Annotated in this window: 25 protein-coding genes; 10 read left to right on the top strand and 15 right to left on the bottom strand. The window is 50.0% G+C overall.

Annotated features, from left to right (window positions below; all coding sequences use genetic code 11):
* Positions 1-103 precede the first annotated feature (103 nt).
* Positions 104-1537, top strand: a complete 1434-nt coding sequence (gene pyk / locus SPIBUDDY_RS13935) for a pyruvate kinase (protein WP_013608411.1) — start codon at positions 104-106, stop codon at positions 1535-1537.
* Here the strand turns inward: pyk and SPIBUDDY_RS13930 are convergent, their stop codons facing one another.
* The 4 genes from SPIBUDDY_RS13930 to SPIBUDDY_RS16395 form a co-directional block, all read right to left on the bottom strand.
* A complete protein-coding gene (locus SPIBUDDY_RS13930) occupies positions 1538-2281 on the bottom strand; it encodes a hypothetical protein (RefSeq protein WP_013608410.1) in 744 nt (247 codons plus the stop codon).
* 127 nt (positions 2282-2408) lie between these two features.
* Positions 2409-4076, bottom strand: a complete 1668-nt coding sequence (locus tag SPIBUDDY_RS13925) for a GGDEF domain-containing protein (RefSeq protein WP_013608409.1) — start codon at positions 4074-4076, stop codon at positions 2409-2411.
* A 9-nt stretch (positions 4077-4085) separates the two neighbouring features.
* Positions 4086-4886, bottom strand: a complete 801-nt coding sequence (locus SPIBUDDY_RS13920; RefSeq protein WP_013608408.1) for an NYN domain-containing protein — start codon at positions 4884-4886, stop codon at positions 4086-4088.
* Between the two features lie 74 nt (positions 4887-4960).
* The gene (locus tag SPIBUDDY_RS16395) at positions 4961-6214 is read right to left on the bottom strand and encodes an RluA family pseudouridine synthase (RefSeq protein WP_013608407.1); all 1254 of its coding nucleotides are present in this window, start codon (positions 6212-6214) and stop codon (positions 4961-4963) included.
* A gap of 92 nt (positions 6215-6306) precedes the next feature.
* On the opposite strand from SPIBUDDY_RS16395, the gene SPIBUDDY_RS15905 reads away from it, so the two are divergent.
* The 3 genes from SPIBUDDY_RS15905 (at position 6307) to SPIBUDDY_RS13900 (ending at position 8677) form a co-directional block, all read left to right on the top strand.
* Entirely contained in the window at positions 6307-7410 is a 1104-nt protein-coding gene (locus SPIBUDDY_RS15905) for a GGDEF domain-containing protein (protein WP_013608406.1), read from the top strand.
* The gene (locus SPIBUDDY_RS13905) at positions 7403-8125 is read left to right on the top strand and encodes a creatininase family protein (protein WP_013608405.1); all 723 of its coding nucleotides are present in this window, start codon (positions 7403-7405) and stop codon (positions 8123-8125) included. The genes SPIBUDDY_RS15905 and SPIBUDDY_RS13905 overlap by 8 nt, the downstream gene beginning before the upstream one ends.
* A gap of 84 nt (positions 8126-8209) precedes the next feature.
* Positions 8210-8677 carry a TrmO family methyltransferase domain-containing protein gene (locus SPIBUDDY_RS13900; protein ID WP_013608404.1) on the top strand — a complete coding sequence of 156 codons (468 nt, stop codon included), beginning with the start codon at positions 8210-8212 and terminating at the stop codon, positions 8675-8677.
* On the opposite strand, the gene SPIBUDDY_RS13895 is transcribed toward SPIBUDDY_RS13900, so the two are convergent.
* Positions 8649-9500 carry an effector binding domain-containing protein gene (locus SPIBUDDY_RS13895; protein WP_013608403.1) on the bottom strand — a complete coding sequence of 284 codons (852 nt, stop codon included), beginning with the start codon at positions 9498-9500 and terminating at the stop codon, positions 8649-8651. The genes SPIBUDDY_RS13900 and SPIBUDDY_RS13895 overlap by 29 nt on opposite strands.
* A 35-nt stretch (positions 9501-9535) precedes the next feature.
* Between SPIBUDDY_RS13895 and SPIBUDDY_RS13890 the strand changes: the two genes are divergently transcribed.
* Positions 9536-10009, top strand: coding sequence for a 2-thiouracil desulfurase family protein (locus SPIBUDDY_RS13890; RefSeq protein WP_013608402.1), 474 nt, complete (start codon positions 9536-9538; stop codon positions 10007-10009).
* Here SPIBUDDY_RS13890 and SPIBUDDY_RS13885 read toward each other — a convergent pair.
* Complete coding sequence (locus SPIBUDDY_RS13885; RefSeq protein WP_013608401.1) at positions 9966-10568, bottom strand: KDPG and KHG aldolase; 603 nt, start codon at positions 10566-10568, stop codon at positions 9966-9968. The genes SPIBUDDY_RS13890 and SPIBUDDY_RS13885 overlap by 44 nt on opposite strands.
* A 26-nt stretch (positions 10569-10594) precedes the next feature.
* A complete protein-coding gene (locus SPIBUDDY_RS13880) occupies positions 10595-11935 on the bottom strand; it encodes an MATE family efflux transporter (RefSeq protein ID WP_013608400.1) in 1341 nt (446 codons plus the stop codon).
* 90 nt (positions 11936-12025) lie between these two features.
* Between SPIBUDDY_RS13880 and SPIBUDDY_RS13875 the strand changes: the two genes are divergently transcribed.
* The 3 genes from SPIBUDDY_RS13875 (at position 12026) to SPIBUDDY_RS13865 (ending at position 16310) form a co-directional block, all read left to right on the top strand.
* Positions 12026-12763, top strand: coding sequence for a haloacid dehalogenase-like hydrolase (locus SPIBUDDY_RS13875; protein ID WP_013608399.1), 738 nt, complete (start codon positions 12026-12028; stop codon positions 12761-12763).
* Between the two features lie 55 nt (positions 12764-12818).
* Complete coding sequence (locus SPIBUDDY_RS13870) at positions 12819-13739, top strand: PHP domain-containing protein (RefSeq protein ID WP_013608398.1); 921 nt, start codon at positions 12819-12821, stop codon at positions 13737-13739.
* 144 nt (positions 13740-13883) lie between these two features.
* A complete protein-coding gene (locus tag SPIBUDDY_RS13865) occupies positions 13884-16310 on the top strand; it encodes a bifunctional diguanylate cyclase/phosphodiesterase (RefSeq protein WP_013608397.1) in 2427 nt (808 codons plus the stop codon).
* Here SPIBUDDY_RS13865 and SPIBUDDY_RS13860 read toward each other — a convergent pair.
* Both SPIBUDDY_RS13860 and SPIBUDDY_RS13855 read right to left on the bottom strand, forming a co-directional pair.
* Complete coding sequence (locus SPIBUDDY_RS13860) at positions 16307-16846, bottom strand: hypothetical protein (RefSeq protein WP_013608396.1); 540 nt, start codon at positions 16844-16846, stop codon at positions 16307-16309. The genes SPIBUDDY_RS13865 and SPIBUDDY_RS13860 overlap by 4 nt on opposite strands.
* 23 nt (positions 16847-16869) lie before the next feature.
* Positions 16870-17739: a DMT family transporter gene (locus SPIBUDDY_RS13855; RefSeq protein WP_013608395.1), complete on the bottom strand. Its 870-nt coding sequence runs from the start codon at positions 17737-17739 to the stop codon at positions 16870-16872.
* A 106-nt stretch (positions 17740-17845) separates the two neighbouring features.
* Between SPIBUDDY_RS13855 and SPIBUDDY_RS13850 the strand changes: the two genes are divergently transcribed.
* The gene (locus tag SPIBUDDY_RS13850; protein ID WP_013608394.1) at positions 17846-18697 is read left to right on the top strand and encodes a LysR family transcriptional regulator; all 852 of its coding nucleotides are present in this window, start codon (positions 17846-17848) and stop codon (positions 18695-18697) included.
* An 89-nt stretch (positions 18698-18786) separates the two neighbouring features.
* The gene (locus SPIBUDDY_RS13845; protein ID WP_013608393.1) at positions 18787-20691 is read left to right on the top strand and encodes a GGDEF domain-containing phosphodiesterase; all 1905 of its coding nucleotides are present in this window, start codon (positions 18787-18789) and stop codon (positions 20689-20691) included.
* On the opposite strand, the gene SPIBUDDY_RS13840 is transcribed toward SPIBUDDY_RS13845, so the two are convergent.
* The 6 genes from SPIBUDDY_RS13840 to SPIBUDDY_RS13815 form a co-directional block, all read right to left on the bottom strand.
* Complete coding sequence (locus tag SPIBUDDY_RS13840) at positions 20688-21314, bottom strand: hypothetical protein (protein WP_013608392.1); 627 nt, start codon at positions 21312-21314, stop codon at positions 20688-20690. The two genes, SPIBUDDY_RS13845 and SPIBUDDY_RS13840, sit on opposite strands and share 4 nt — an antisense overlap.
* 80 nt (positions 21315-21394) lie before the next feature.
* Positions 21395-22156: an amino acid ABC transporter ATP-binding protein gene (locus tag SPIBUDDY_RS13835; protein ID WP_013608391.1), complete on the bottom strand. Its 762-nt coding sequence runs from the start codon at positions 22154-22156 to the stop codon at positions 21395-21397.
* The gene (locus SPIBUDDY_RS13830) at positions 22156-22956 is read right to left on the bottom strand and encodes an amino acid ABC transporter permease (RefSeq protein WP_013608390.1); all 801 of its coding nucleotides are present in this window, start codon (positions 22954-22956) and stop codon (positions 22156-22158) included. The genes SPIBUDDY_RS13835 and SPIBUDDY_RS13830 overlap by 1 nt, the downstream gene beginning before the upstream one ends.
* A 15-nt stretch (positions 22957-22971) precedes the next feature.
* Positions 22972-23817, bottom strand: a complete 846-nt coding sequence (locus SPIBUDDY_RS13825; RefSeq protein ID WP_013608389.1) for a transporter substrate-binding domain-containing protein — start codon at positions 23815-23817, stop codon at positions 22972-22974.
* A 227-nt stretch (positions 23818-24044) separates the two neighbouring features.
* On the bottom strand, positions 24045-25064 hold the full coding sequence (locus tag SPIBUDDY_RS13820) for a LacI family DNA-binding transcriptional regulator (protein WP_013608388.1): 1020 nt from the start codon (positions 25062-25064) through the stop codon (positions 24045-24047).
* Positions 25065-25119: 55 nt separating this feature from the next.
* Entirely contained in the window at positions 25120-26475 is a 1356-nt protein-coding gene (locus SPIBUDDY_RS13815) for a family 4 glycosyl hydrolase (protein WP_013608387.1), read from the bottom strand.
* Positions 26476-26477: the final 2 nt, after the last annotated feature.

Here is a 26477-nt window from a genome sequence, read left to right as displayed (position 1 = left end):
GCATTTTGAATCACCTTTATGGGTGAGAGGCTTCTCACCTTGCCTATTTCGCATGCTTTACAAAAGGCGATACATCTATGATGATTGTTGCAGGGGGAACCTCATGAACTATACCAAAATTGTTGCCACACTCGGACCGGCTAGTGAATCCTATGAAATGATACAGTCCATCCTTGAAGCGGGGTGCAGGGTTATCAGGCTGAACTTCAGCCATGGTTCGCACCAGGAACAGCAAAAGCGCTACGATACTGTGCGCAAGGCAAGCGAAAAACTGGGGTTTCCCGTAACCATCCTGATGGACCTGCAGGGTCCGAAAATCAGGCTCGGCCAACTCGAAGCGAGCTCCTATACACTTAAGAAAGGGGAGAAGCTCATTATCACCACCCAACCGTGTGTGGGAAACCGAAGTCGTATCAGCATCGACTATCCGAACCTCCACGAGGAAATCCTCATCGGTCAGCGCATTCTCATCAACGATGGCCTCGTAAGTTTGGTGGTTGAGCAAGTACAAGGTCAGGACATCCATTGCAGGATGCAAGAAGAAGGGACTTTGTTCCCCAGAAAAGGGGTGAACCTGCCCCAGGTACCGCTGAAGCATCTCAGCTCCTTCACCAAGAAGGATGAAGCGGACTTGGCTTTCGCCTTTGCCAACAACCTTGATTACGTTGCCCTCTCCTTTGTTCGCAGCGGCGATGATGTCCGCGCCCTGAAGGCTCATATGCTTCAACACTACGGAAGGATGATTCCGGTCATCAGCAAGATTGAGAAGCCCGAGGCGGTGGAAAACCTGAACGATATCATCAGGGAGTCCAGTGTCATCATGATCGCCCGAGGGGATTTGGGGGTGGAGGTTCCTGCTGAGGAGGTTCCCCTGATTCAGAAGTCCATCATCCGCAGTTGCATAGACAGTGGTACTCCGGTGATTACCGCAACGCAGATGCTGGAGTCGATGATGCACAATCCCCGTCCCACCCGTGCAGAGACGAACGACGTTGCCAATGCGGTCCTTGACGGTACCAGTGCGGTCATGCTCAGCGGTGAAACAGCGGCAGGAGAGTATCCACTACAGGCTGTAACCACCATGGCACGCATAGCGAGCCTGGTTGAACGCAGCGCGGCCTTCCGCCGTCAGGTATTCAATCAGATCAGCACCCTCGACCCACAGCGCAAGCAATCCAAAACCGAGGCCGTGGGACTGGCCACACGCGAGCTCGCCCTCTCCATCGGCGCCTCCTATATTGCTTGCTTCACCCAATCGGGATCGACTGCCCGCTTGATTGCCAAATTCCGTCCTTCGGTACCCATCATTGCATTCTCCCCGTTGAAAGAGGTAGTACAGTACCTTGCCCTCTCGTGGGGTGTCACACCCATACTCATTGAACCGCAGGACTCGGTCGATCAGTTGCTTGCCTATGCTCCTTGGTATCTGAAGGAACATGGTTTGGTAGAGAAGGGACAGTCGGTGGTCATAACAGCAGGAGTGCCGGTTGGCAGCTCGGGCAAGACCAATATGATCAAGGTGGTGGAGATAGAGTAGCTAGGGTCTGAAGGAGATGGAAGCACCAAGACTCAGAGCTCTTCCCTTGTGGTCGAAGAGGTCCAAGGCACGGATATCCATGGCGATGAAGGTCGATTTGACAAACTCGATGGGAAGGATTCGTATGCCCACATTAATCAAGCCGCGGTTGTCTGCATCACCGGCCGACGGGGTGGCACTGTAACTTACATTGCCGAAATCCATAAGGAAGTCGACTTTGCCTTTGAAAGTTTTCTGCCAAAGCGGAGTCTGGAAGGCCAAGGCGAAGTTGATGTTGGTGTTCATGCCTTTCATCAGGGAGTAGCCCAACAGGAGCGTGGTCTTGGAGGGAAAGTCCATGATTGAGCTGTCGAAGGTGGAAGCAAGGTATATTTGTGCAGCCAGCTCATCAGTTATGGATACCCCGCTCCATTGTCCGAGCAGCCCGACTGCAAGACTGGTGGTTCCTTTCTTGCTGAACCGCCATTTTGCCTGTAATAAAAGGTCGGTATCCTCAGCAATATCGACTGCGAAACTTGTCTCCATCGCATCGGAAAATGCAATCTGCAGCGACGGAATATGAGCTGCCCCATCCTTGGTGAACGTGGCACTGTACGAGGTGGTGACCGCACTTGCATTGGTGCTGGGCGTTACTTCGGCACTGGGAACGACAATATACCCTGAGGACCCTGCAAGGGTCGTATTAGCTGTAAGACCGGCAGAGAATATCAGCAAAACAAGGGAAACAACGATGCTTCTTTTCATACAATGCTCCTTCTCTAAGGGTGTCGAATTACCTTGCATAGGTCAAGGATGAAAGACAGCGATATCCAAGAAGAAACCCAAAAATGGGGGGACACCCTTCCCTAAACTGCCATAGTAATGGCTCGAATCAGGCCTTCTTTACCTTCATGGCACTCTTGCACCGATACATGGCTACATCGGCACGACTTACTACTTGGGCAAACTTCTCTTTCTTCTTGGGGATGAAAATATCATACCCTACTGCAACCTGATAGCTTGCTTTACCGCTGGCGGTGAAGAATGCGAGCACTGCATCGGACAACTTTGCCATTTGCTCATCATCAACCCAAGGGATGAGGGCTATGAACTCATCGCCGCCGTACCGATAGATAGTTGCTGAGGCCGGTAACAGCCTGGTGATTCGCTGGCCGAAATCTCGAAGGACACTATCCCCGGATTTGTGCCCTTGGGTATCGTTGATCTCCTTGAGGTTGTTGATATCCATCATCAGGATACCCAATACCTCTGCTTTTCTATCACTGCAGATTCGTTCCACCTCTCGGTCGTAGGAGGTTCGGTTGCCCACACCGGTGAGTGTATCGGTGAAGGCAAGCTGCTGCAAAAGTAGTTCTTTGCTCAGTTGTTGTGTTTTCAGCTTTATCAGGGTGAGGCTGTGCCAAAACAGGATGGCTGCAGAAAGTGCCATGCCAAAGTGAAGGATGACGGCGCTCTCGAGTAGGATATTCATTGCAAGGAGCACCACTTCTGTAAGGATGGAGAAAAGCAGGCAGGAAAGGGCGAGCAAAAAGGAACTGAGACGGCTGTTTCCCTTTGCATATGCATAGATGAGATAGGCGAACAAGGAGAGCAGAAAGAGAGCGAGGGCCAAGCCGGAGACCAGTAATACATCGGTGTATTGGATGAACCCAACCACCTGCAAGACGCCAATTACTATATACATAAGCAGAAAGAGCATTGAAGTGCGTTTGAAATGATTGATTCCTCGGTGTACCGGATAGGAGTAGAGGATGTAGTTGGTTAAAAAGGTAGGAAGGGTATAGAGGGCGAAGAAGCTGAGATTCATCGGGAGGGCGGGATTGCGAAATAGCAGGAATTTGCTGGGAGTCTGGCTGAACACCCACCCGCCGAGGGCGAGCAGCACCATGCCGAAATAGAAAAAACTCTTGCGCTCTTCCCTCGACTGGATGGAAAAAGAGAAGAGTGCAATGAGGAAGCCGAGCAAAAGCAGTGAAAAGCCGAAGAACAGCGAGGGCCATTCCACGAACTCGGAAAGGATGAGGGAGGCCTTGCTGCCGGCGCGTACCTCATGGATGTGGCCTGCAAACGAGTTGTTGGAGGTATATTCGAAGGTGAGGGAGAGCGTTTTCCCCTGATAGGAGTCGTCAAGGCGAATAAAATGGGGAGTAGATCCCCCATAAACGGGGCGGGCCCAGCCTTCTGCAGGTCCTTCGTAGCGATACAAGACTTTTCCATCCACATCAACAACAAGACTGCACATACTGGTATCGACTGCTATGGCTGTATTGTGGTTTGGGAACGAGGAAGGCAGGGTATAGGAAGCGGTAAAGGTTTTCCCCAAAAAGGGCCCTTCGATGGTGTAGGGAAGCTTGACTTTGGTTGCCAGGACACGCTGTCCTTCATAGATGGTCCAAGGTCCCTCCCATTCGGTGGTTGGCTCGTTATCCAGCGCGGGAATGGACAAGAATGAGTCGAAGAAAAATGCCAGGCAAAGCATGAGCATGACGAGGAGCAACAGAGTACGTTGCAGGTGCTGATCAAAAGAGGTGGGGGACATCGTATACTCCTATGGTGATACAGATACAGATGCTTTGCGTATTTCAGGATGCCCTTTTTCGTTGAGCTTCCGTTCAATGAATCTCTCCTGTTCCAGCTTGGACAGCAAGTTGCCGAGGCTCCGATAACTGCTGCGCTCGATCATCCGGCTTTTATCCATCTGATGGAACTTCACCCCCGCATAGCTGACAAGCTGCCAGGCATCAGGGTCGAAGGATTCAACCACCTTTTTCATTAAATCCTCAACCAGCAGGTCCATTTTCTTGGTATGTGCCGCATCGGGTTTTTCAGCCTTTTTAACCTTGCCTTTCTCTGCCTCTTTCGGTTCTTCTGTTTTTGGTTTGGGCATGAAGGACTCAATGATCAAAATCTCATCACAACAATTGTTGAAAATCGGCTTGTCGCTTACCGATTCCTTGGTTACCAAATACACTTCCTTTCCATACTTTCTCAGCGCTTCCATAATGACGGTGAAATCGCTATCGCTGGTGATGAAAACATAACGGTCGATGACCGGGGTGTTGATGATGATGGTCTCCAGCGCTTCGAGGCTAATAATCAGGTCGGCTCTGTTCTTGTAGTTGGTGGTAATCGACGGGGTGTCACGAATGGTAAAGTTGTATTCAGCGAGCTGTTTTTCCAGTTTCTTAATCGATGCTGAGTTGCCGCAAGCCATTTTAATGACGAAAATATTCTCTTCCTCAGGGCTTTCATTATGTTTGAGTGTAAGCTCCTCGAAGAGCATCTTCAGATCAAGGCCTGATGGTATGTTCTCAAGGTCGATATACAGTGCGTTGTTTTTCCTATGCATGCATTGCCCCCTGACCATCAACTATACACCAGCTTTTACGGCCAAGAAAGTACGAGGTAGGGACTATGTGTTGTTTAGAACGGTATTTCTGTACAAAAGTCCATCATTTGGCCGCTGATGGGATGTGAGAAGCTAATCCTCTGGGCATGCAGGTACAGCCGTTCGGTCATCCCGCTGCCGTAGAGTCGGTCTCCAACTATGGGAATTCCCAACCCCTTGGGATGGGAACTGTGGAGCCTGAGCTGGTGGGTCCTGCCTGTTTGCGGCTCAAACAGCATCCGGGTTACGAGCTCACCTTCTGCAGTACGTTCCACACCAAGGCGCGTATAGTGAGTCGTTCCCCATTTGCCATGTACCTCATCATAGATTTGGTGGGGGCGGTTGGTGATATCGACTCGGAAGGGCAGCGTGATGGATCCGCTCTTTTGCTTAACCACACCCTGAAGCAGGGCGATATAGCTCTTCTTTACCTGTTGTTCACGAAACTGTATATGCATCCTGCTGTGTGCCTGTTTATTGAGTGCAACCACCAAGAGGCCGGAGGTGTCCATATCCAGGCGATGGGTTGCACACTGCAAGGGAGCATGGGGATACAGAAGACGGATGCGTGTTTCCACTGAATCGATCTTGTCTTGTGTTCGTCCGGGTACCGAAAGCAGTCCGGACGGTTTATTGACCACCACAATGTGTTCATCCTGATAGACGATGTCCAGACCAAGCATTTGCTTGAGAATGGGTTTGCATTTTTGGTCACAGGGACCATACAAGGCCAGATGTTCACGATTGGGGCTTGAGCCGAAGAAGAATTCGGCCATGCTGATCGGCTTCAGTCCTTGGGAAAATGCTGCATGAAGCAGCTTGATCGCACAACAATCGCCACTGCCGGTGGGTATATTGGCAGAGGGGAAGCAAGAGGCAAGCGAAACCTGCTTTGCGTCGATAGTGCTCAGGTGATAGAGGCTGTAGTAGTGGCAAAGAGCCTTTTGGGAGAGTTTGATGCGCTGTAGTTCATCCTCCTGCTCTTTGATTCTCTGGTCGTACATCTGCATATAGGAATCGTACGCTTGGTCTTCTACCAGATGCTTGGCCCAGCCCGGTAGGTTGCGCTTCCCTCCCAGACTTCCGGAAAATGCTTTGAGCAGTATCTCATTGCCATCCTTGTCTTGTGCAACCAGCACCCCGAACATACTACCCCCGCCGCTTTCAAAAAACCGGTCGATGGAATAGGAACACTGTGCATCGAAATCGACACAGCGTTTGGTCAGCAGCAGATGTTGCAAATAGAGGGCATGCAGTGTTGCCGGATACTGGGGAAGTGGAGGGTGCATATGCGTATAGTACGCAAGTGAAGCTTGTGTGGCAACCTTTCCCCTAGGCAAACAGAAATGGGTGTGTCATCATACGAATCAAGGGGAAATTCATGCAAGCAACGATAGAATTGGACCTGCTTTCAGCAGTCATGATGCTTTTTGCCATCGCCTTGGCAAGCAGGAGTGTACAGAGCAATCCCCGCAATCGTTGGTATATCCTCTCTGCGTGCTCTTTGCTTGTGTTGCTGGGAACCGAGTTGTTTGCCTACCAGGTAGCTGATGTTGGAAATGCCAACCAGATATTCTTTCACCGGGCTACCAATGTGCTCGGTTTCTCCCTCTCCCCGGTCGTCTGCTTCTTCCTGCTGAAATTTATCGGCTATTTCAGTTTCCGAAAACATAGCCCCCTTTTGATGCTTCCCCTTATTGTCAACGCGATGTTCAGCTTGGCAAGCTATTGGACGGGGTGGTTTTTCTTCGTTGATGAACAGAACATCTATCGACGAGGTACTTTCTTTTTTGTCACAACCACAATTACGCTTTTTTACTATGCATTGTGCATTCTCTATCTGATTCGATCACTGACCCGCTATGAGAGTTCAGATCGGGTGCTGCTTATTTGCATTTTAATCACCCCTCTGTTGGGCCTTCTCTTCCAGCTGATGTTTCCCTGGGTACTTACTCTTTGGCCGGGCATCGCCCTTTCGCTTCTTCTCTTCTACCTCTTTTTTTTGGAACAACGCTACTCGATCGATACACTGACCGGGCTGAGAAACAGAACGGTATTCATGCGTGACATTTTGGACCTGCAGCATTCCCGAAAAGATGCTGCCTCCATCGTGGTTCTGGATGTCAACTTCCTCAAGCAAGCCAACGATACATGGGGGCATAAAGCCGGTGATGAGGTATTGGTGCATGCCAGTGCCTTAATCGAGCGATGTTTCCGTGGCCTCGGCAAGGTTTACCGCGTTGGTGGTGATGAGTTTGCCGTCATCAGCACCAGAAATGACAATAACGATGTTGAGCGTGCTCTTTCGTTGTTGGATGCACAGATTCAGATGGCCAACACCGGCAGGACGATTCCCCTCTCCCTCGCATCAGGTTTTTCGTGGTGTGAAACGTGTATTGACAATCTGTTCAACACATACATTGCTGCGGACAATGCCATGTATCGTAACAAGGAGGCGATGAAACGGAGGCTCTCCCATGAATGAGTGTGTACACTATGCATATTTGAGCATTCCGGCTTTTTCAAAGAGATTGAAAGAGCATCCGGTCGGCTACATCCCTTTGGGTACGTTGGAGTGGCATGGACTACACAATGTATTGGGAGCCGATGCCTTGCAGGCCGATGGTGTGTTTGCCCGTGCTGCGAGAGCGTTTGGAGGCATAGTATTCCCTCCTCTCTATCTCGGACCCGACCGAATTGAGACCGCTTTGGAAGAAACGACGTTGATAGGCATGGACCTCAGCGACGCCACCAAACCTCATCAAAGGCTGGAGGGAAGTTGTTACTGGGTCAACAAAGGTTTGTTCCTTCAGATGCTGGAGGCTCTCATCGCCCAAGCAAAACGAGCCGGTTTCATGTGCCTTATTGCCGACGGACACGGTCCTTCACGCAAGGCTTGGGCGGAGATGGCTCCTCTATGGGAGAAGCAGTATGACATCATTCTGCTCTCTTCCCTCAATGATTTTGAGGCACAGACCTTTTTGACCCAACAGGACCATGCAGGACGCAATGAAACCTCTGTCATGATGGCTCTCTATCCAGACTTGGTTGACTTAGGCCGCATTGAGGATGCCGGCGGTGCATGGCCGCTTGGGGTAAAAGGTGAGGATCCCCGCCTTTCTGATGCAGCGTATGGGGAGTTCCTGATTCAGACCACTGTTGATGCTATCGGAGGCAAGTTGTTGGAGTTGGGATTGTAATACCAGATAGTGTCATATCTGTCTCCTGTTTTGTCATGGCTGTCTTTCACGAAGCGAGCCATGCTTGTATCAGGAGGATTACCTATGGAAATTACCTGTACCGCAATTGGAAGGGTGCATACCCAAAAAGGCTTTCAACTTCAACTCGAGGAGCCCTACAAAAACGGCCTGACCGCCTTGGAAGGCTTTGGCCATGTACTGGTCATCTGGTATGCCGACCAGCTGGGAAATGCCGGTTCTGCCCTGACGCTCATACCCAAACCCTATGCAAAGGGACCCGAACAGCTGGGAGTTTTTGCCACCCGCTCCCCGTATCGCCCCAACTCATTGTGCATCAGCATCGCCGAAGTAGTGAAAGTCGATGTGAAACAGGGTGTTCTGGAGCTTGGGTACATTGACGCATTGGAAGGGACGGCTGTCCTGGATATCAAGCCGTATCACGGCAGTGAGGATCGCGTGCGTGAGTACAAGACTCCCTCTTGGTGTGCCCATTGGCCTTTGTGGATCGAGGACAGCGAGCATTTCAACTGGGAAGAGGAGTTCCTGTTCTGACGGGAATGTAGATTTCAATTTCCGATCGACCTTGGGGGTACCGCTGGAACTCCCAATTGCCCAGAGGCTGCAACGGGCTCCGGGCAAAATAGGTTCCGTAGATGTACTGGTAGGCTTCTTGTATGAGCATGACATCCTGGGTATGCACAAAACGAACGTAGGTGGCGGGGGGAACTTTTCGGATAGTGAAGAGTTCCTCCTCCAGCCAAGCTTCTTCTATGGCTTTTGCGCAGAGCACACTCATGCCCGGCATTGGTTCATCTGCCCATGAGCTGTACTGATAGGTCGTCCCCTCTTCCAGAGTATGCTCGATCAGGTGCTCATACCTACTGAATTGCGCCCAGATGGTATGAAAGGTTTTTGTTTCCGGGCCGACGAAAAAGCTTAGCCCGCAGAGATTGATAGCCTCTTTCTGTACCAACTCGCCGACCAAGGTGATTGTTGGCTCTTTTCTTTGTGGATAGATTCTCTGCTGCTTTTGCTCTTCTGCCAGCCCTTGCTCCCGTATTTGGGTGGGATTCTTGTCCCAACGGGTCTTGCATGCACGATAGAATGTTTCGTAGTCACGAAAGCCATATAGAGCAGCAAGCGTTGCAAACGGAGCATTGTCGGTTGCTGCCTGCTCAAAAATTGAGGTAAGCAATCTGCCCTGCAGGTACTCCTTCACGTGAAGCGAGGTATGGGAGAAGAAGAGGCGGGAAAAGTGATGGACACTGTAGCCGCTTTCTTTTGCCAGTTCGCCTACCGTGGTGATCGGCTTGAGGGAAGCCAGACTATGTTCGAAACGTGAAAGCGTCTCAACTAAAGTGTCATACCCATTCATGACAGAAGCATACCACACTGTGCTATGCTGTCGATATGAAAAAGCCGCCTCTTTTGATCAGTGCCTGTCTTGCAGGCAAAAACTGCCGCTACGATGCAAGTTCGGCAACCCTAAGCTGCCTTGCTGAACTTAGGGAGCACTATGAACTTATTGAGGTCTGTCCCGAGCAATTGGGAGGACTTCTGACACCCCGTCCTTGCACAGAGTTGGTAAAGGAAAGAGTGTTGACGAAAGATGCTTTGGATTTTACCGAGCAGTTCCTTTCCGGCGCAAAGAAAGCACTGCTCATTGCTCAACTGCAAGCATGCAACATAGCACTCTTGATGGAGCGTAGCCCTTCCTGTGGCTCGCATACCGTCTATGATGGGACGTTCAGCGGCACCTTGATCGAAGGCGAAGGGGTGTTTGCCCATCTGCTTCGTCAGATGGGTTTTGCCATCTACACAGCCCAAACCATCGAGGTGCTTATGAAAGCCAATACTGCTTGGTGCGAATCAGAGCCTCGGTAACTGCTTTGAAGTTGTCCGCATCCTTGAACATCCAGCTGCCGGTCATGCCCAGGACACGGGGGTGCTCCAGGTAGTGATTCATCATCGACTCTTCAATATGTCCGGCAACAAAGAAGGAAAAGTCTCCTTCCAAAGCAATTCTTTCCATGAAAGCCAGCCCTCCCAGTTCCTCGACCGGGTAACAGCCAAGGACTTTCAGCTGATGCAGTGTTGCCAGATTCGCTTGTGTGGTGACCGGATAGATGGGAACGGAACGACTGAGGCACAAATCAATCATACGCTCGTCAAAGAGAGGGGAGAATACAAAGGCCGCTCCTGCTTGGAGAGCGTTCACCGCCTGCTCATATGTCTGGACATTGCCAGCTCCTACCAAAAGGGACTCCTCCTTGGCAAAGGTGGCGAGCAGGGAAAGGCCGTCTTTTCCTTGTTGGCTGACATTGATGGCTCGGATGCCGCTGTCAAGAAAAGCGTTGGTAAGCTTCACAGCATGTTCTTGAGTATACTGCTTTACCATGGGGATGCAGCGAAGTTTGGAGAGGGTGAAGGTAGTCTTGTCCATGAGAACCTCCTCGTGGTGGTTTTAGTTTACTTTGTTTGGCCCATCCAGTCGACCAGAAAGTAATAGAGGACAAATAGTATTGCGCTGATCGTCCAGGTAACCGGATAAGCCCAGTATACGACGCGGATATCCATGATGATGGCAAGTCCCACCTGGATGAAGATAATGCGGAAAATACACCACACAGCAAGCATGACACTCATCGGGACGATGGACTTGCCCGCCCCCCGGAAGATTCCTGTCATCGCATGGCTGAGGGCGAGAGACCAAAGGAACAGACTCGCAATCTGTGATTTCTGCACCCCGAAGGCGAGGACCTCCGGATCACGGCTGAAAAGGGCTATGAGTGGCTCGGAACCGAAGTACATCAAAGCCCCGATGGTTTCAGCAAGGATCATGGCAAAGACTACGCCAAAACGAGCTCCCTTGCGGACTCGCTCGTATTCACCTGCTCCTAGGTTTTGCCCCGTGAAGGTGGTCAGGGCGAGGGCGAAGGCGGTGATGGGTATGAATGCAAAGCCTTGGATGCGCATGAACGCTCCGTTGCCGGCCATGGCCGATGGTCCGAAGAGGTTGATCGAGGACTGAAGAATGACGTTTGCAAAGCTTGTGACCGAGTTCTGGATACCTGAAGGCACTCCCAACCTGAGGATGGGACCAATGAAACCCTTATGAAAACGGATATGAGAGAGTCTGACCTTGATGATATCGCTTGTGTTGAAGAGCAGGCGGAAACTGAGCATTGCGCTCACCCCTTGGGCGATGATTGTTGCATAGGCGGTTCCTGCAATTCCCATGTCAAATACTGCAACAAACACTAAATCCAGCACAATGTTGATTATTGCCGAAATGATGAGAAAGTACAGGGGATGCCTGCTATCTCCCACTGCTTGGAGAATGCCGCTGGCGGTGTTGTAGAGGATGAGCGAGCTCACTCCCAAAAAATAGATGCGTATATAGAGCTGGGCATCGTCAAAAACACTGGCAGGTGTTTGCATCCAAATAAGAATGAGGGGAGCAAAGTAGTACCCGAGCAACGTGAGAAGGACGCTGCCTGCAAGTCCGAGTGCGACGGTGGTATGGACGGCTTTTTGCACAGCAGCCTTATCACCTTCCCCGAATGCTTTGGATATGACAACCCCGGCTCCCACAAAAATACCCTGAACGAGTCCGATCATGAGCATGGTCAGTGAACCGATGGATGAGATGGCAGCCAACGACTCCTTACCGACAAAGTTCCCCACCACCAGGGAATCGGCGGTGTGGTAGAGTTGCTGAAAAAGATTTCCCAAAAAGAGGGGGATCGCAAAGGAGAGTAGATTCCTTTGAATGGAGCCGGTGGTCATGAGTTTTGAATGCGTTCCCATATGGAGTAGTACTCTAGTCCATCATAGCCAATCATGCAAGTTGCAATCTGAGAGAAGGTATGCAAGGATGGTCTAGGTTGGGAGGATGCGATGCTGGATGTACAATTGTTGTGCCGTGAAGGCGAGGGACCTGTTCTCTTTGATATGGATGGTACATTGTTTGCCGGGGACCTTGGGGAGACTTCATTTTTCCTGTTGCTTGCCGCAGAGTTACTGCAAAAGGAGCCTCAGGCTATCAAAGAGGCCGACATTTCCTTGCTTGCACAAGCCCAAACTGGTCGAGTACCTGAGATTCTTGCCTCCTATGGTAGTGCTGTAAAGCAAGGCCGGATGGACAGGGCATATCAAATCACCAGCGATTATGTGCAGGATCTTCCGTATGATACGGTCTTTCATGCTTGTAAGCAGGCTTTTGATGCCTTCAGTGGAAGTCCTGTTGTTTTCAGCTTCGATGGGGTTGCACATCGGCTGTATGTAAAGAAGGAAGCTCACATGCTTGCCATCCTCCAAACCTGTCTCCAAGCGAAGAGGGATGTCTTTCTTGTGTCGGCGAGTCCCTTGGCGGTGGTGAACTCTTTTTGTGAACTCTTCTCGTTTTCAGGTCTTACCTGTCTGGCAGCCGATGGCTTGCACATCCTGCCATATGGACAGGGCAAGGTCGAACGCCTTAACGAAGCAGGCTTGAAGGCTGCTGCTATCGCATTCGGCAATAGCATCGGTGATACGCAAATGCTGCAGATGGCTAGGTACGGGGTTTTTAGGCATCCGGGTGATGACCATGACCTCCTTGATCTGGCAATCCGCATGCATTGGATACTTTTTCCCTAACGTAGGACAAGGACTGCACAAAGTAGGATATGATGACATGTGTTGGAGGTGGAATATGGTGGAGAAAGCATTTGTGGCACAGCAAGGAATCTGGCTGAAAGGAAACCTGCACAGTCATTCAACGGTCTCCGATGGGAATTTACATCCGGCGTCGGTGATCAGGGCATATGCAGATAAAGGCTATGACTTTCTCAGTTTGACGGACCACAACGTCTATACTCAGTACGAAGACTACCAGAACCTGTTGATGATTCCAGGCTTTGAGCTGACCTGCTACCTCAACCAGAAGAGAGTTCATCTCAATTTCATCCAACGCATATCCTCTACACGGTTTGCTTACGGCCAGCAGTTCGACATCACCACACCTGAACAAACTATAGCCCTCATTGAGGAGCTCAAGAATGAGTATTGGATCATGCTCAACCACCCCGATTGGTCCTTGCTGGAGTATCGTGATATTGAGAATTTTAATTGCTTCTCAGCCTTGGAGGTTCTCAACTACGGCACTGAAAGGTATGACCGGGTGGGGGAGAGTTCACACTTCTGGGATACCTGTCTCAGGCATGGCAAGCGGTGGCCTGCGGTTGCCACCGACGATAATCACAACGGCTATGTGCACAGTGATGGCTGGCCGTTTGGGCATCCGGAGAATGACAGCTTCGGAGGTTATGTGATGGTCAAGTCAGCTTCCAAGAGCCAAAAAGACATTCTTGCTGCTCTCGACAACGGGCAATACTATGCGACCGGGGGACCGATAATCCACGATTTCCACGTTTCAGGCGAATATGTGTCAGTGACTTGCTCGCCAGTGGACCGCATCATCTTCAAGGGTGAGAACAGGAACTTTGTTCGCAAACTTGGCAAGGATATCACCGAGTTTAGCGCCATCCTTCGGGGCAACAAGGAGTTTGTAAGGGTTGAGTGCATTGACCAGTATGGTCGTATTGCCTTCAGTAATCCTCTCTATCTTTCGTAAGGAAGGTAGGTTGCATATGCATCATCCATTGCTTTTCATTATCTCAACTCTCTGTTTCAACGGTTTTAGTTTGATCTTTTTGTTACCTTATTTCTTTTATGATATTGAACATAATCATGTATACTGCTTACATTGGAGGATAGATTGGCTAAGAAACTCTTGGTGGTTGGCTCCTCAGCTGAGGATGCTTCACTCATCGGCACTGCCATGGCTGGGTATGAGGTGGTTCTTGCCAAGGATGGAAAGCAAGCCTTGGAATTGGCAGCCGGACTTTCAGATTTGGTGCTGATCATCATCGATGCAATAGCCAATACCTTCGATGCGCTCTTGTTGCTTCATACCTTGGAGCAGAATCCCCGGTATGCCATTATGTTGATCACCGATTCCGGTGATGGTGTTTCGCTTCTTCACCAACCGCTCACCTCTGATGCTGTATCCAAGCAGGTACAACAGGTGTTGCGTAAGGATCACAGCAAATTGCTCAATGAGCAATCGTTCCTCTTCAATGCCATTTTCTGGCAGGCTCCAATCGGCATTTCCATTTCCCATGGCATCGGGCCCATCGATGGACCCATCAACGAGGTATTCAGTGTCAATCCCCGTTTCGAAGCGATTACCGGAAGAACAAGTCAGGAGTTGAAAGCAATCGGATGGGCCGTTATTACCCATCCGGATGACCTAGAGGCCGACCTTACCCAGTTCAAGCGATTACAGGCAGGCGAAATCCAAAGCTATTCGCTTGAGAAGCGGTATATCAAGCCCGATGGTACGTATGTGTGGGTTTCCCTTGTTGTGGCCGCATTGAAAATCCAGAGTGATCACTCGTACAGTCATATCTGCTTGGTGCAGGATATCTCACAGCGTAAAAAAGCCGAGCAGTTGCTTGCTGAAAGCGAACGCAGCAAATCAGTGCTGCTTTCCCACTTGCCAGGCCTTGCCTATCGCACCAAGTACGACCGTGACTGGACCGTACTCTATGTTTCTAAGGGGTGCAAAGCCCTGACCGGGTATGATTCAGAAAGTCTGCTTGGGAATCGTGACCTTAGTTTCAACGATCTCATTGTGCCATGCTACCAAGAGGACATCCGTAGAGAATGGGACCGGGTGTTGCCGTTGCACCAGATGTTCACCTACGAGTATGAGATCATCACTCGCGATGGAAAACGCAAGTGGGTGTGGGAGAATGGACAGGGGTTCTATACTAAGCAAGGTGAAGTAGAGGAGCTTGAAGGGATAATTCTTGATATCTCAAACCGTAAGAATGTTGAGCAAGAGCTGATGTATAACAACGAGCATGACATTTGGACGGGCTTGTTCAACCGCCAGTACCTAGAGAGGCTGCTTCGCTTGGATGCACAGCTGCATCCAAGTCTTAAGCGGGCCGTACTAGCTGTCAATATCAGTGCTCTGCATTTTGCGAACATGACCTATGGCTTTCAATATACCCAGGAGGTAGTAAAGAAGGTCTCATCGGCCTTGCAGGTGCTCACCAGTGAGCAGTGTCTCCTCTGTAAGACCCATGAATATCGGTTTTCCTTCTATATAAAAAACTATCACACGAAACAGGATTTGATAGACTTCTGCAAGAGAATATCTTCTCTTTTGGAATCTTTCTTGATCATTGAGGGTATCAATTGGGGTATCGGCATTGTTGAGATCAAAAAAGAGACGGCCGAGGATGTTGAACAGTTGCTGCGTAATTTGCTGGTAGCCTCGGAGAAAGCATTGCAGCAACTGCAAGGTGATATTTGCTGCTGCTTCTTTGATGCTGCAATGGAGGAACAACTCTATCAGGAGGAGGAAATCACCGCTGAGCTCAGTCGCATTGCATCAGGCGAAGGCAGCGGCTCTTTGTTTCTGAACTACCAGCCGATTCTCGAGCTTGCAACCAATAAGATTGTTGGGTTTGAAGCCTTGGCCCGCCTGCAGATTCCCTCTTTGGGCCTTATCTCACCGCTACAGTTCATTCCGATTACGGAAAAAACCAAACTCATCATTCCCCTTGGCGATTCCATTATTCTCCAAGCCCTGCGGTTTCTCAACACGTTGCAAAACTCTGGGTATGCCGATATTGGCATTTCCATCAATATTTCAGCCATTCAGTTGCTGAAGCACGACTTCATCACTCATTTGCTTCAGATGATCAGTTCGATGCAGGTCGATCCTCAGAATATCTGCCTGGAGATTACCGAGTCGGTATTTGCTTCGAACTATCAGGACATCAACAAGGTCCTCGGCCATCTGCAAAGTCAGGGTATCCAAATAGCGATCGATGACTTCGGCACCGGTTACTCGTCACTCGCCCGTGAACGGGAACTGAACATCAACTGCCTGAAAATCGACAAGTTCTTCATCGATAAACTGATGACACTCACCGAAGAAGAAGCTATCACCGGGGACATAATCAGCCTTGCCCATAAGCTTGGCCACTGTGTCGTGGCTGAGGGGATAGAGCATGAAAGGCAGCTGCAGTACCTGAGAAAATTCGGGTGTGACAAAATCCAGGGATTTCTCTTCAGTAAACCGTTGGATGAGCAAGCAGCCTTATCGTTTCTCAAAGCACAAACCTAGAGGCCCAAGAGTGTTTGCAACTGTTCTGCTCTCTGCTCGCTGTATTCCCCTTTGATAAAACCAAGAATGCTGCCATTTTCAGAAAGCACTACCAAGGTGGGTTGTCCATCGATAGGAATTGCAGCATCGGCTGCCCAGCGTTCTGACTTGGAGAGAAAGAGCACCCCGCCTTGTGAGCTTTCTAGGATGTCCCCATACTCCTTTGCAATACCGCCTCTGATCGCTCCCCGCACAAAGAAAGGGGCCCCGTCGATAACCGAGACGTGGTAGATGGAAACAGAACGTAGGGGAGAGAAAGCAGCTTTCAATTTCTTCTGCCAATCGATGAATAGACCTTGCTGTTCTTCCCCGTTTTTTCTTGACGAGCTGAGCGTAAGGGCAACAACCACCGGCCCCTGTTCAAGCAAGTCGTCAGGAAAGATGAATGCCTTGTCATTGAAGAGCTTTCCCTCCACCGATGAAAAGGAAGCGCCGCCAAGCGAACCCAACGCCGAAACGAAAAGCAAGATGATGAGCAACAGGTTTGACTTTCTCATATAGGAATGAGTATAGGGCAGAACTACACTTCTGTGTAGCGGGGACTCTTTATTCGCTCGGTCCAAAGGGCTGCAAGGACAATACAGGCGCATCCGATCAGTTTTTCCAGGCCGAACGACTCCTTAAGGAAGAGGATGGAAAAGAATACTGCTGAAACTGGCTCCAAATACCCCAGAATGGCAACCGATTTGAGCGGAAGGGCCGCAATGGAATTGAAATAGAGAAAACAACCCAAAGCGGTGTTTCCTAGTCCTAGCACAAGAATGTTCAACCAGGAGACGGCAGTCTGGGGATAGGTGAATCTATGGGAGAGAAATATGACCAACGTTACCACCAACGTGCTTCCACCTAGTTGGCAAAGCGTGTGTACCAAGCCCGATCCTTTGCCGACTTGGCGGTTGGTCAGGACCATGACGGCATACATGCAACCTGAGAACAAGCCGTAGAGCATGCCTTGCGTCGACTTGCCTTGCAAATCGGCATCGCCTTGTATCAGAAGCATGCCCATGATCACCAAAAGACACGCAACAAGGATGCGATGATTGTACGGCTCCTTCTTCCGAACAATCGAAACTACGAGAACAATGATCGGCCCGGTATAGTACAAGAGCGACGATACCCCCACCCCGATCAGGGTGTAGGCTTTGTACAGCGATGCCCAACCCAAGCCCATATACACGCCGCTTTGCACTAGGAGCCCGATTTGCTTTGTTTCTGTCGCTGCATGCTTGGACTTTGAGGAAAGGAGATGGACCAGAAGCAAACCAAAAAAGCCAAGGGTGGTGCGAAAGAATACTATGGTAAGGCTATCGGCTTGGATATGGCTGGCAATAACCCCGTTGGAACCGAAGAGCAACAGGGCGGAAAGGTACTGAAGCAAAGGCGTTTGCATGGTTAGCGTTCCTCGTATTGGCTGGTACTATAGCAAGTATTTAAATATTTGAAAAACGAATTCTTTACATGGATACCATGCTAAAATGGCATACAAGGAGAAGTACATGCAAATACTTAAATATCAAGCTGTATTAAAGGCAGTGGAACTTGGGAATTTTACCAAAGCTGCCGAGGCCTTGCACTGTACACAATCGGCGATAAGCCGAATGGTGAAAGATCTTGAAGAAGAATGGGATTTGTGTTTACTTCAGCGAAGCAAGCAAGGAGTTCGTCTCACCAGTGAGGGACAGGCTCTCTATCCCACACTCCAGCGGATTTGTAATGAGCAACACGGCTTGGAAACGCAGGTGGGATCTCTGCACCAGTTCGAGTCGGGATCGATTCGCATCGGTACTGTATCTAGCATTGCTACTCATCTATTGCCCCCCGCTCTTATGAAATTCAAGCAGGGTTTTCCCAACATCCATTTTGAACTACTGATGGGAGAATACGAGGAGATTGCGCAATGGATACGAACAGGGCGGGTCGATTTTGGCTTCCTTCGACTTCCTGTGGGTGACGACATGGATGTTCGGGTGCTCCTTGAAGATCCTCTGCTAGTAGTTCTGCCAAATAATCATCCGCTCTGCCTGCTCAAGGAAATTCCGCCCAAGTCTCTGGAAGAGTATCCTTTCATTTTGCTCTCTCGGACAGGCAGTGCGGAAGTTCCTGCTCTTGTGCAACAGAAACATCTTGCACTTTCTGTACACTACAGGACCTGGGATGACTATGCGGTGATGGCAATGGTGGAACAAGGCTTGGGAATCAGTATTCTTCCCTCACTCATTGTAACGCGGTGCTCGTATACCATTACCACACGAACTCTGGAAGGTGGTGCTTTCCGTACCTTGGTGCTGGCCCAAAGGAAGGGATCCATTCCCTCGTTGGCCGTACAGGAATTTTTGCCGTTTCTCTGATGAAGCGTTGGTACTTTGGTTCTGAAATCGTTGCGGAACATGGTATACTGCCCCCGTTGCAGAAGTATTCTACGTCTCTGGAGTGAAGCATGCACTATTATGGGGTCACCTTGCTTTCGAGCATTCTCATGCTCGCAATTCTTTTTGATGTCATAAGGTTTCCCTTATTGAGAAAAGATAGAGGAAGCTGGTTCTTTTCTGAATTGACCATTGCATATTCAATCTATGTCGTGCTCTCCTTGAGCTTGATGCTGGACAAGCAAGGGGTGATTAGTTTTCCCCTGACTGTTCATCGTGTAGTGTGGGCCGCACATGCCCTGGCGCTTCCCTTCATGCTTTCTGCGTGGATGCATTTCAATGCCATCAATGTCATGGATGATCCCAAGCTGGTAACCATCCTTACAATCGTACATGACATTCCGTTGGTAGTCTTGGCAGTACTGACAATCCGGGACATCCCCACACAACAGTTCTATCCACTTAATCCAACTTTTGAACAGTTGCTTCCTTCATCAGGAAGTACCTATATGCTCTCATTATCGGCTTTCTACTGCTTTGCCATGCTTATGCCTACGCTGGGCCATAGGAAAAACCTCCAAGGCTCCTTCCTCTTCATTTCCCTGCTGTTGCCGCTCTCGTTTGCTGTTTCTCTGTTCTCTCTGGCAATAACCCATTCCTCCTTGCTATTCATGATGGTCAATGCCTTCATGCTCGTCCTCTATTACCTTGTCGGCCAGCGGGACTCCATTACGTTCGACAGTCTGACCGGTCTTCCCACCGAGGCTTTGCTGCAACGCAAGTTGATTCGTTTGTTCCGTTTCCAGACTCCCTACACCATCATTTTGGTGGACATTGAAAATTTTCCCTACTTCATCGCGAAAAATGGGTCGGTATCTGCCGATCGGTTGCTTGTCGAGCTTGCACTGTTTCTCAAGACCCTGGGCGGCTCGAATGAAGTCTTTCGTATCGACCAGCAACAGTTCTGTCTCTGCCTTCCTTCCAGCAAGGGCGGATCAGGCGGCTCGGTCATCCAGGCAATCCGTCAACGCATGGAGCAGGGTTGGGAAGTGCAGGGCGCTCCTACGTTCATCCAGATGAATCTTGGTTTACTCTCCATCCCCAAGCAAGCCGCAACGCTGGATGAATACCATCAGGCATACAAGCAGATGCAGTCTGAGATCAGATCGGTACGCAAACGGGCGGTATTCGTCTACACAAAGAAGGATGCCCTGAGCCAACAGCAGACGATGAACATTATTTCTGCACTTCGGGCATCGATCCGCAATCCCGAGCAGGTATTGGTGCACTATCAACCAATGTATGATGTGCAAACCGGGCGCATCGTCTCAGCAGAGGCACTGATGCGCATCAACGATGAGCATCTTGGGTTTCTGAATCCTTCACAGTTCATCTTTCTAGCTGAACAGACTGGTTTGATCGTCCACCTTACCCAGATCCTGCTTGCCAAGGTTTGCACCCTGATACGGCAGAACCTTGCCAAGAATGCCCTTGAGTATATCTCAGTGAATCTGAGCGGTGAGGATTTTACGTCCAGACAGATGGGCCAAACACTGCTTTCGATCATTCAACAGGAAAACATCCCGAGTAGGAAAATCGGCTTTGAGATTACCGAGTCTGTGGTCTTGCAGTCGTATGATATGGTCGCTGATGTGATGCTTGAACTCTCATTGAAGGACATCAAATTCGCCCTCGATGACTTCGGTACCGGATATTCCAATCTGCAGGCTCTGATGGACCTTCCCTATGCCTATGTGAAATTCGACAAGAGCGTCATACAAGGGGCCATGTCAAATCCAACCATGCTCACCCTGCTGTCGGATATGTTGCACAAGTTGGGCAAGGTACTTATCGCCGAGGGTGTGGAGACTGAACAGCAGTTGGAGATGATCAAAAAAATAGGTATCGAACGGGTACAGGGCTACTACTACTCCAAGCCTTTGGAGAAGGAAGCTTTTCTGGAGCTGGTAGGTTAATCGAGCCGTTTGAAATCCAACCTTACAAAATACTTGTGGTTGGGTAGGTCCATCTGCTTTCGAAAGCAGTAGCAGTAATCAATTGCCTTCAGCGCCGAAATAATTCCCTCTTCGGTGATGGGATGGAGAATCTCCTGGAGATGCGAAAATGCATCCTGGTAGGGGGAGGTGGAGACAAAGACATCTCCCGTCTGTTGTTGGATGATCAACGATACATAGGAAGGGTCGATGCACGTAACGGCATGCTTGAAGGCTTCATACCCTATGTACTCAACGAAGAGATTGGCTATGACTAGCTGTGCATGAGGCAGCTTCTCTGCTTCTTGTGCAACATTGCAAGCCAAGGGGACGAAGATGTCCGACAATCCATGGTGGCGGAGGCTTGCCATCTGCAGGTAATCGGTGTTGATATCCACACCGTAGAGTATGCGGGTTATGCTTGTGTCGACATGCTCAAGCCCATTTCCTGCGCAAACACCCAAGATTATGATGGTCTCTGTCCGGTAGCATTGCAGCTGCTCGCGCATGGAGTCATTCAGTGTCTGTAGCTGCCTGATGTCATCCATGCTCATGTGTGCTTCATAGTCGGATAATTGTATCGATTGCCATGGATGAATCTGCATGGTCTGGCCTCCGTTGCTTATGTCCATCCTATAGCAATGCAAGGGCTGCGCTCAAGAATTGAAACGGGTGCCCCATTGGATTAAGGCTGGCTGCCCTGATGGCCTGTGTCGCTGGTGAACCGGCTGAGAAACTCCTTGAGCTGAGGGCTTTTGGGGTGGATGAAGAGCTCTCTGGGCTCGCCTTCCTCCTCAATCTTGCCGTCCAGCATGTAGACCACATGGCTGGAGACATCCCGTGCAAAGGCCATCTCGTGGGTGACGACCAGCATGGTGGTTCCCTCTTTTGCCAAAGTCTTCATGACATCGAGCACTTCTCCCACCGTTTCAGGGTCCAATGCAGAAGTCGGTTCATCAAACAGAAGGATTTCCGGTTGCATGGCCAAGGCTCGTGCAATTGCTACGCGTTGTTTTTGTCCGCCGCTGAGCTGATGTGGCTTGGCATTGATATGGCTGGTCATGCCCACCTTGTCCAGGTAGCGTAGGGCATCTTGATAGGCCTCTTGCTTCGATTTCCTCAGTACCTTGAGCTGGCCGACCATACAATTGCTGAGCACCGTATGATTGTTGAAGAGGTTGAAGGATTGGAAAACCATCCCTACCTTTGCACGGTATTTTGCCTCGTTTACGTGGTCGGCTAGAATATTCTGGCCATGAAAGAGAATTTTGCCCGAGGTGGCGGTTTCCAGGAGATTGATGCATCGAAGCAAGGTGGATTTGCCTGAACCTGAGGCTCCGATGATTGAGGTGACATCCCCTGAGCGCACCTGAAAATCGATATCCTTGAGAACTTGGTTGGTCCCAAAGGTCTTTGAAAGGTGTTCTACCTGCAGGATTTCACTCATCAGATTCTCCTCTTTTGCTTGCGCGGAAAGTTGATCATGCCACTGGTGAAAGCCAGGGTATCCGTGGTGGCAAGGTCGAAGTTTGCAGGACCATCCATCCGGTTTTCCCAAGCAAGCAGAATTCTTGAGGAGACGAACGTGAGGATGAAATAGATGATGAGTATGACCGTTGCCGCCTCGAAGTAGGTATACAGGGCACCTGAGATGCTCTTGAAGGTGAAGAACAGCTCCACAGTGCCGATGATGGACAGTACGCACGTATCCTTGATGTTGATGATCAGGTTGTTGCCGATCTGGGGCATTATGTTCCGAAGTGCTTGAGGCAGGATTACTGTGAGCATGGTTTGGAAATGGTTCATACCGATGGCCTTGGCCCCTTCGGTCTGCCCGTTATCAACCGAGAGGATGCCTCCACGGACGGTTTCGGCCATATAGGCACCGGTGTTGATGGAAACAATCAGGATGGCTGCCTCCCACATTCCCAGATTCAGACCGAAGACCTGGCTGGCTCCATAGTAGATGAAGGCTGCTTGCAGCATCATGGGAGTCCCGCGGAAGAGCTCGACGTAGGCCGTGAGGATCAGCTTGATGATTCTCAGGATAATCTTATAGGCGAGGTTGTCCTTCTTCTTTGGTTCCAAGGTCTGCACAATACCGACTGCAAAGCCGATGACACAGCCCAAGGCTGTGCAGATTATGGCTATAACCATGGTGGTAGCGGCCCCTTTTGCAAGGGAGCCGCTGTACTCCTGGAGGATGTAGAGCATCCTCTGGAAAAAGTTCATTTCAGATATCGACATTCCGTTTCCTTTAGATTAATTCGACAAAGGCTGGACAGAGATGGCGCTTTCCATCATGGAATTGAAGTCATCGACGGTAAGGGTATCCAGCAGGCTGTTGATTGCCTTGGTCAGCTCGGGATTCTTCTTGGAGACGGAAATTCCAATGTTGATTTCCTCTTCACTGACCTGAAAGTCATCCTTTGAGCCTGCGAAGTCGAGAATCTTCATGCTTGGGTAGGCGATTATGGCAGCCTTTGCTGTGGGCATATCGGTACAGATGAAATCAACACGCTTGCTGTTCAGGGCAACTAGCATCGCCGGAGCAGATTCCTGGGCGGGAAGAATCTTTGCATTGGGAATCTGGGGAAGACAGGTGTCGTACCAGATGGTTCCCAGCTGGCTGGTTGCTGAGCCGCCGGCAAGGTCGGTGATGCCTGTAGCTGAGGCGTACTTACTGTCCCCATTGGTCAGGCAGACGATTGAGGCATAGTAGTACGGGGAGGTGAAGTCAACCATTTGCTTGCGTTCGGAAGTGATGGACTGGCCGGCGATAACGCAATCGACGGTTCCTGACTGTACTGCCGGTACCAAGGAATCCCAGTCAAGCTTCACTATCTCAAGAGCGTAACCAAGACGCTCGGCGATCAACTTGGCCATCATGACATCATACCCATAGGCAAAGTCCTTCGAGTTTGCGATGGGAACTGCTCCATTGGCATTGGTAGTCTGCGTCCAGTTGTACGGGGCGTATCCGCATTCCATGGCAACACGCAGCACCTTGGCCTGTGATGCGGCAGGTGCTTCCTGCTTGCCTTGTGCGATCAGCAAGCCCGATACGCTAAGCAACAGGACTACGAGCAGAACAGTAGTTTTCTTCATTGATTTCCTTCCTTTGACTGTGCAAGACACCATGGCCTTGGTAATACAGTGTATATGTTATAAATAATACATTGATTGCAGACTAGTGTCAATTTGTTATAAAATCTTTTTATTTGTTATTAAAATAACATGTACTATACTATGAGCAGTGAAGTCATACCGAAACCACCCATCGCCAAGGCCGATGGGGCAGCAGTGAATCAACAGTCGATGGCTGAGATTTGAAACTAGAGTTTTCTCACTGAATCCCGTATCTGTAAATAAATCGGGAGGGTTACTCTGGCAGGCTCTACGTCCTGACCCTGTATGAGTCTCATAAGCATCTGTATGGCAAGCAAGCCCTTTTTACTGGAATCCTGATGGACGGTTGTCAACCGCGGAGTCACCAGCCGGGAAAAAATATTGTCATCGAAGCCGGTGATCGAAATGTCCTGGGGGATGCGAAATCCATGTTCCTGCAGATAGGTAAGGGCTTCGGAGGCATAGTAATCCGAGGAGAACACCAAAGCGGTGTACCCTGCATCTTTGCCGGCGAGCTGCATATAGATTTTCTCACGCTTTGTGCGGTCATACGGCAGGGGCACCCTTGCTGTATCAGAGAGAACCATTCCCTGTTCTGCAAAGGCATCCTTGCATCCAGAAAAACGTTCAGAGTCGCCGCCGGGGAAAATGGGATTGCAAGGAAGGAATACTATGTTGGTGTGTCCCATCGAGAGGAGATGCTTAGTCACCTCATAGCCCCCTTTCCTGTCTTCCAACCCGATATTGTGATAGACATGATCCTCATCATTGAAAAAGCAATCGATGTAAACCAAGGGAACATCGATACTGGAATTGATGATTCTGCAAATAGTACCAGGAACCCAGACCAACACCAGTCCATCCATTTTCCAAGCTTTCGAGAGACGGACAACTTCCTCTTCATCGCTTGAGATATACAGCATCATGTAATAACCGTTGCTGCGTATCTCCCGTTCCATTGCTCCAAGGATGGCTGAAGAAAACGGATCTTCCAGAACTGTTTCATTATGCCTTGGCTCGGTGAACATGATCACGCCGATAATTTTGGAATTATTGCGCAGCAACATCATGGCTCCCATGTTGGGAGTATATTTTTCAGCTTCAAGTATTGCTTGCACTTTCTCTCGGATTGCGGGAGATACCTTGGTGGTGCGACCGTATACAACGTTTGCAACGGTCGTGGGGCTTACTCCGGCTTTTCGGGAAATTTCCTTGATTGTTGACATGGCGCCATCATACAAAATTCAGCGGATGGAAGTATACTCCCATCCGCTGTCGCTGTTACTGCAAATATCCCAACCACTTTTCCTGCTTGCTGATCATCCGATCGAGCAATGCCTCTAGTGACGAGGCCTGGTTCACCACTGGGTTTGCCAGCAAGGCCTGGATGGCATATTCTTTTTTCCTGTGTATGATCGCCTCGGCGGTCAAGTCATACACACCGGCGTACGAACGGAGCAATGCCAAAAAGCCTTTGGGCATTCCATCCATTTTGATCCCATTCACTCCCGTCTTGTTGATCATGGCAGGAACCTCAACAACCAACCAGGATGGCAGATCGGCGATAAGCCCATTGTTCTGGATGTTGACAGCAGCTTCCTCATAGTTTGCATCACCGAGAATCCCGTCGATGATCGGAATAACCCGTTCGGAAGTCTCCAAACGGATTTCGTGGGGGACTTCCTGGGACAGCATGACTTTGTAGACATCGTAGAAATCGAGGATGCCCCTATGGTCGACTATATCCCAAGCCCAGCTCAGATACTCACCGAAATGACTATCGGTTGTGATGGGCAGCAAATGGTAGTTCTTAAGCATGAACTGCACCAAGCGACGATCCGCCCATTCATAGGCACTCTTCTGGCTTACTGCTTCCTTCTCGAATTTCTCAGCCGCATCGAGCGTGCCGGTTTTCCGGTATGCATCGTACAAGTCACTATATCCAGGTTCACGTTCGAAGAAAGCTTCAGCTTTCTCTAACACTTCCGGATACAGGTCCTTGCCGGTTTTTCGGTCGGTGAGGGAGAGCATGCAACTGAAATGGTTCAAGCCTGCGGCTCTATAGTGCAGGTCCTTTAGATCCCTATTGAGCATGCGGGGCAGCCAACGTCCCAACCAGCCGATTTCGTGGCACATTCCTACGAATTTTGCCTCGGGATACATCCGCTTGACCGTTGTGCATATGGCGGTCATCGGATTGGAGTAATTGAAAATCCATGCGTTGGGGCAGATTTCCATGGCATCCTTGACAATGTCAAGAATCACCCTGCCTATGCGAAGGGAATGGAAAACGCCGCCCGGTCCGCCATTCTCCCCGTACACCTGATGCACCCCGTACTGCAGGGGTATTTTCCAGTCCTCGTCCCACATCTGGAATCTGTTTCCGACTTCAATTGAGCTGATGATGAAATCGGCCCCTTGGAAAGCCTTTCTGCGGTCGGTGGTGGCATTCACCGTATACACAAGTTTGTGTGCCTGGATAAAATCCTTTGTTGTTTGCAGCACTACGTCCAATGCGTTTGCATTGATGTCGAGCAAGGTTATTTCACTACCCTTCAGCGTAGTACTGGTGAAAATATCCCCGAGTGTACCTAATCCGAACTGGATACTCCCAGCGCCAACCAGAACAATTTTCATGT

Origin of the sequence: Sphaerochaeta globosa str. Buddy (genome assembly GCF_000190435.1) — a bacterium.
GTDB classification, from domain to species: domain Bacteria; phylum Spirochaetota; class Spirochaetia; order Sphaerochaetales; family Sphaerochaetaceae; genus Sphaerochaeta; species Sphaerochaeta globosa.
This window is presented reverse-complemented; position numbering and strand designations above follow the sequence as displayed.

Bases quoted from the DNA above. Each gene is read 5' to 3' on its own strand.
- SPIBUDDY_RS13860 (WP_013608396.1), bottom strand. From the start codon at position 16,846: ATGAGAAAGTCAAACCTGTTGCTCATCATCTTGCTTTTCGTTTCGGCG.
- SPIBUDDY_RS13885 (WP_013608401.1), bottom strand. From the start codon at position 10,568: ATGGACAAGACTACCTTCACCCTCTCCAAACTTCGCTGCATCCCCATG.
- SPIBUDDY_RS13825 (WP_013608389.1), bottom strand. From the start codon at position 23,817: ATGAAGAAAACTACTGTTCTGCTCGTAGTCCTGTTGCTTAGCGTATCG.
- SPIBUDDY_RS13895 (WP_013608403.1), bottom strand. From the start codon at position 9,500: ATGAATGGGTATGACACTTTAGTTGAGACGCTTTCACGTTTCGAACAT.
- SPIBUDDY_RS13855 (WP_013608395.1), bottom strand. From the start codon at position 17,739: ATGCAAACGCCTTTGCTTCAGTACCTTTCCGCCCTGTTGCTCTTCGGT.
- SPIBUDDY_RS13835 (WP_013608391.1), bottom strand. From the start codon at position 22,156: ATGAGTGAAATCCTGCAGGTAGAACACCTTTCAAAGACCTTTGGGACC.
- SPIBUDDY_RS13830 (WP_013608390.1), bottom strand. From the start codon at position 22,956: ATGTCGATATCTGAAATGAACTTTTTCCAGAGGATGCTCTACATCCTC.
- SPIBUDDY_RS13850 (WP_013608394.1), top strand. From the start codon at position 17,846: ATGCAAATACTTAAATATCAAGCTGTATTAAAGGCAGTGGAACTTGGG.
- SPIBUDDY_RS15905 (WP_013608406.1), top strand. From the start codon at position 6,307: ATGCAAGCAACGATAGAATTGGACCTGCTTTCAGCAGTCATGATGCTT.
- SPIBUDDY_RS13905 (WP_013608405.1), top strand. From the start codon at position 7,403: ATGAATGAGTGTGTACACTATGCATATTTGAGCATTCCGGCTTTTTCA.
- SPIBUDDY_RS13890 (WP_013608402.1), top strand. From the start codon at position 9,536: ATGAAAAAGCCGCCTCTTTTGATCAGTGCCTGTCTTGCAGGCAAAAAC.
- SPIBUDDY_RS16395 (WP_013608407.1), bottom strand. From the start codon at position 6,214: ATGCACCCTCCACTTCCCCAGTATCCGGCAACACTGCATGCCCTCTAT.
- SPIBUDDY_RS13815 (WP_013608387.1), bottom strand. From the start codon at position 26,475: ATGAAAATTGTTCTGGTTGGCGCTGGGAGTATCCAGTTCGGATTAGGT.
- SPIBUDDY_RS13840 (WP_013608392.1), bottom strand. From the start codon at position 21,314: ATGCAGATTCATCCATGGCAATCGATACAATTATCCGACTATGAAGCA.
- SPIBUDDY_RS13925 (WP_013608409.1), bottom strand. From the start codon at position 4,076: ATGTCCCCCACCTCTTTTGATCAGCACCTGCAACGTACTCTGTTGCTC.
- SPIBUDDY_RS13900 (WP_013608404.1), top strand. From the start codon at position 8,210: ATGGAAATTACCTGTACCGCAATTGGAAGGGTGCATACCCAAAAAGGC.
- SPIBUDDY_RS13880 (WP_013608400.1), bottom strand. From the start codon at position 11,935: ATGGGAACGCATTCAAAACTCATGACCACCGGCTCCATTCAAAGGAAT.
- SPIBUDDY_RS13930 (WP_013608410.1), bottom strand. From the start codon at position 2,281: ATGAAAAGAAGCATCGTTGTTTCCCTTGTTTTGCTGATATTCTCTGCC.
- pyk (WP_013608411.1), top strand. From the start codon at position 104: ATGAACTATACCAAAATTGTTGCCACACTCGGACCGGCTAGTGAATCC.
- SPIBUDDY_RS13870 (WP_013608398.1), top strand. From the start codon at position 12,819: ATGGTGGAGAAAGCATTTGTGGCACAGCAAGGAATCTGGCTGAAAGGA.
- SPIBUDDY_RS13820 (WP_013608388.1), bottom strand. From the start codon at position 25,064: ATGTCAACAATCAAGGAAATTTCCCGAAAAGCCGGAGTAAGCCCCACG.
- SPIBUDDY_RS13845 (WP_013608393.1), top strand. From the start codon at position 18,787: ATGCACTATTATGGGGTCACCTTGCTTTCGAGCATTCTCATGCTCGCA.
- SPIBUDDY_RS13875 (WP_013608399.1), top strand. From the start codon at position 12,026: ATGCTGGATGTACAATTGTTGTGCCGTGAAGGCGAGGGACCTGTTCTC.
- SPIBUDDY_RS13920 (WP_013608408.1), bottom strand. From the start codon at position 4,886: ATGCATAGGAAAAACAACGCACTGTATATCGACCTTGAGAACATACCA.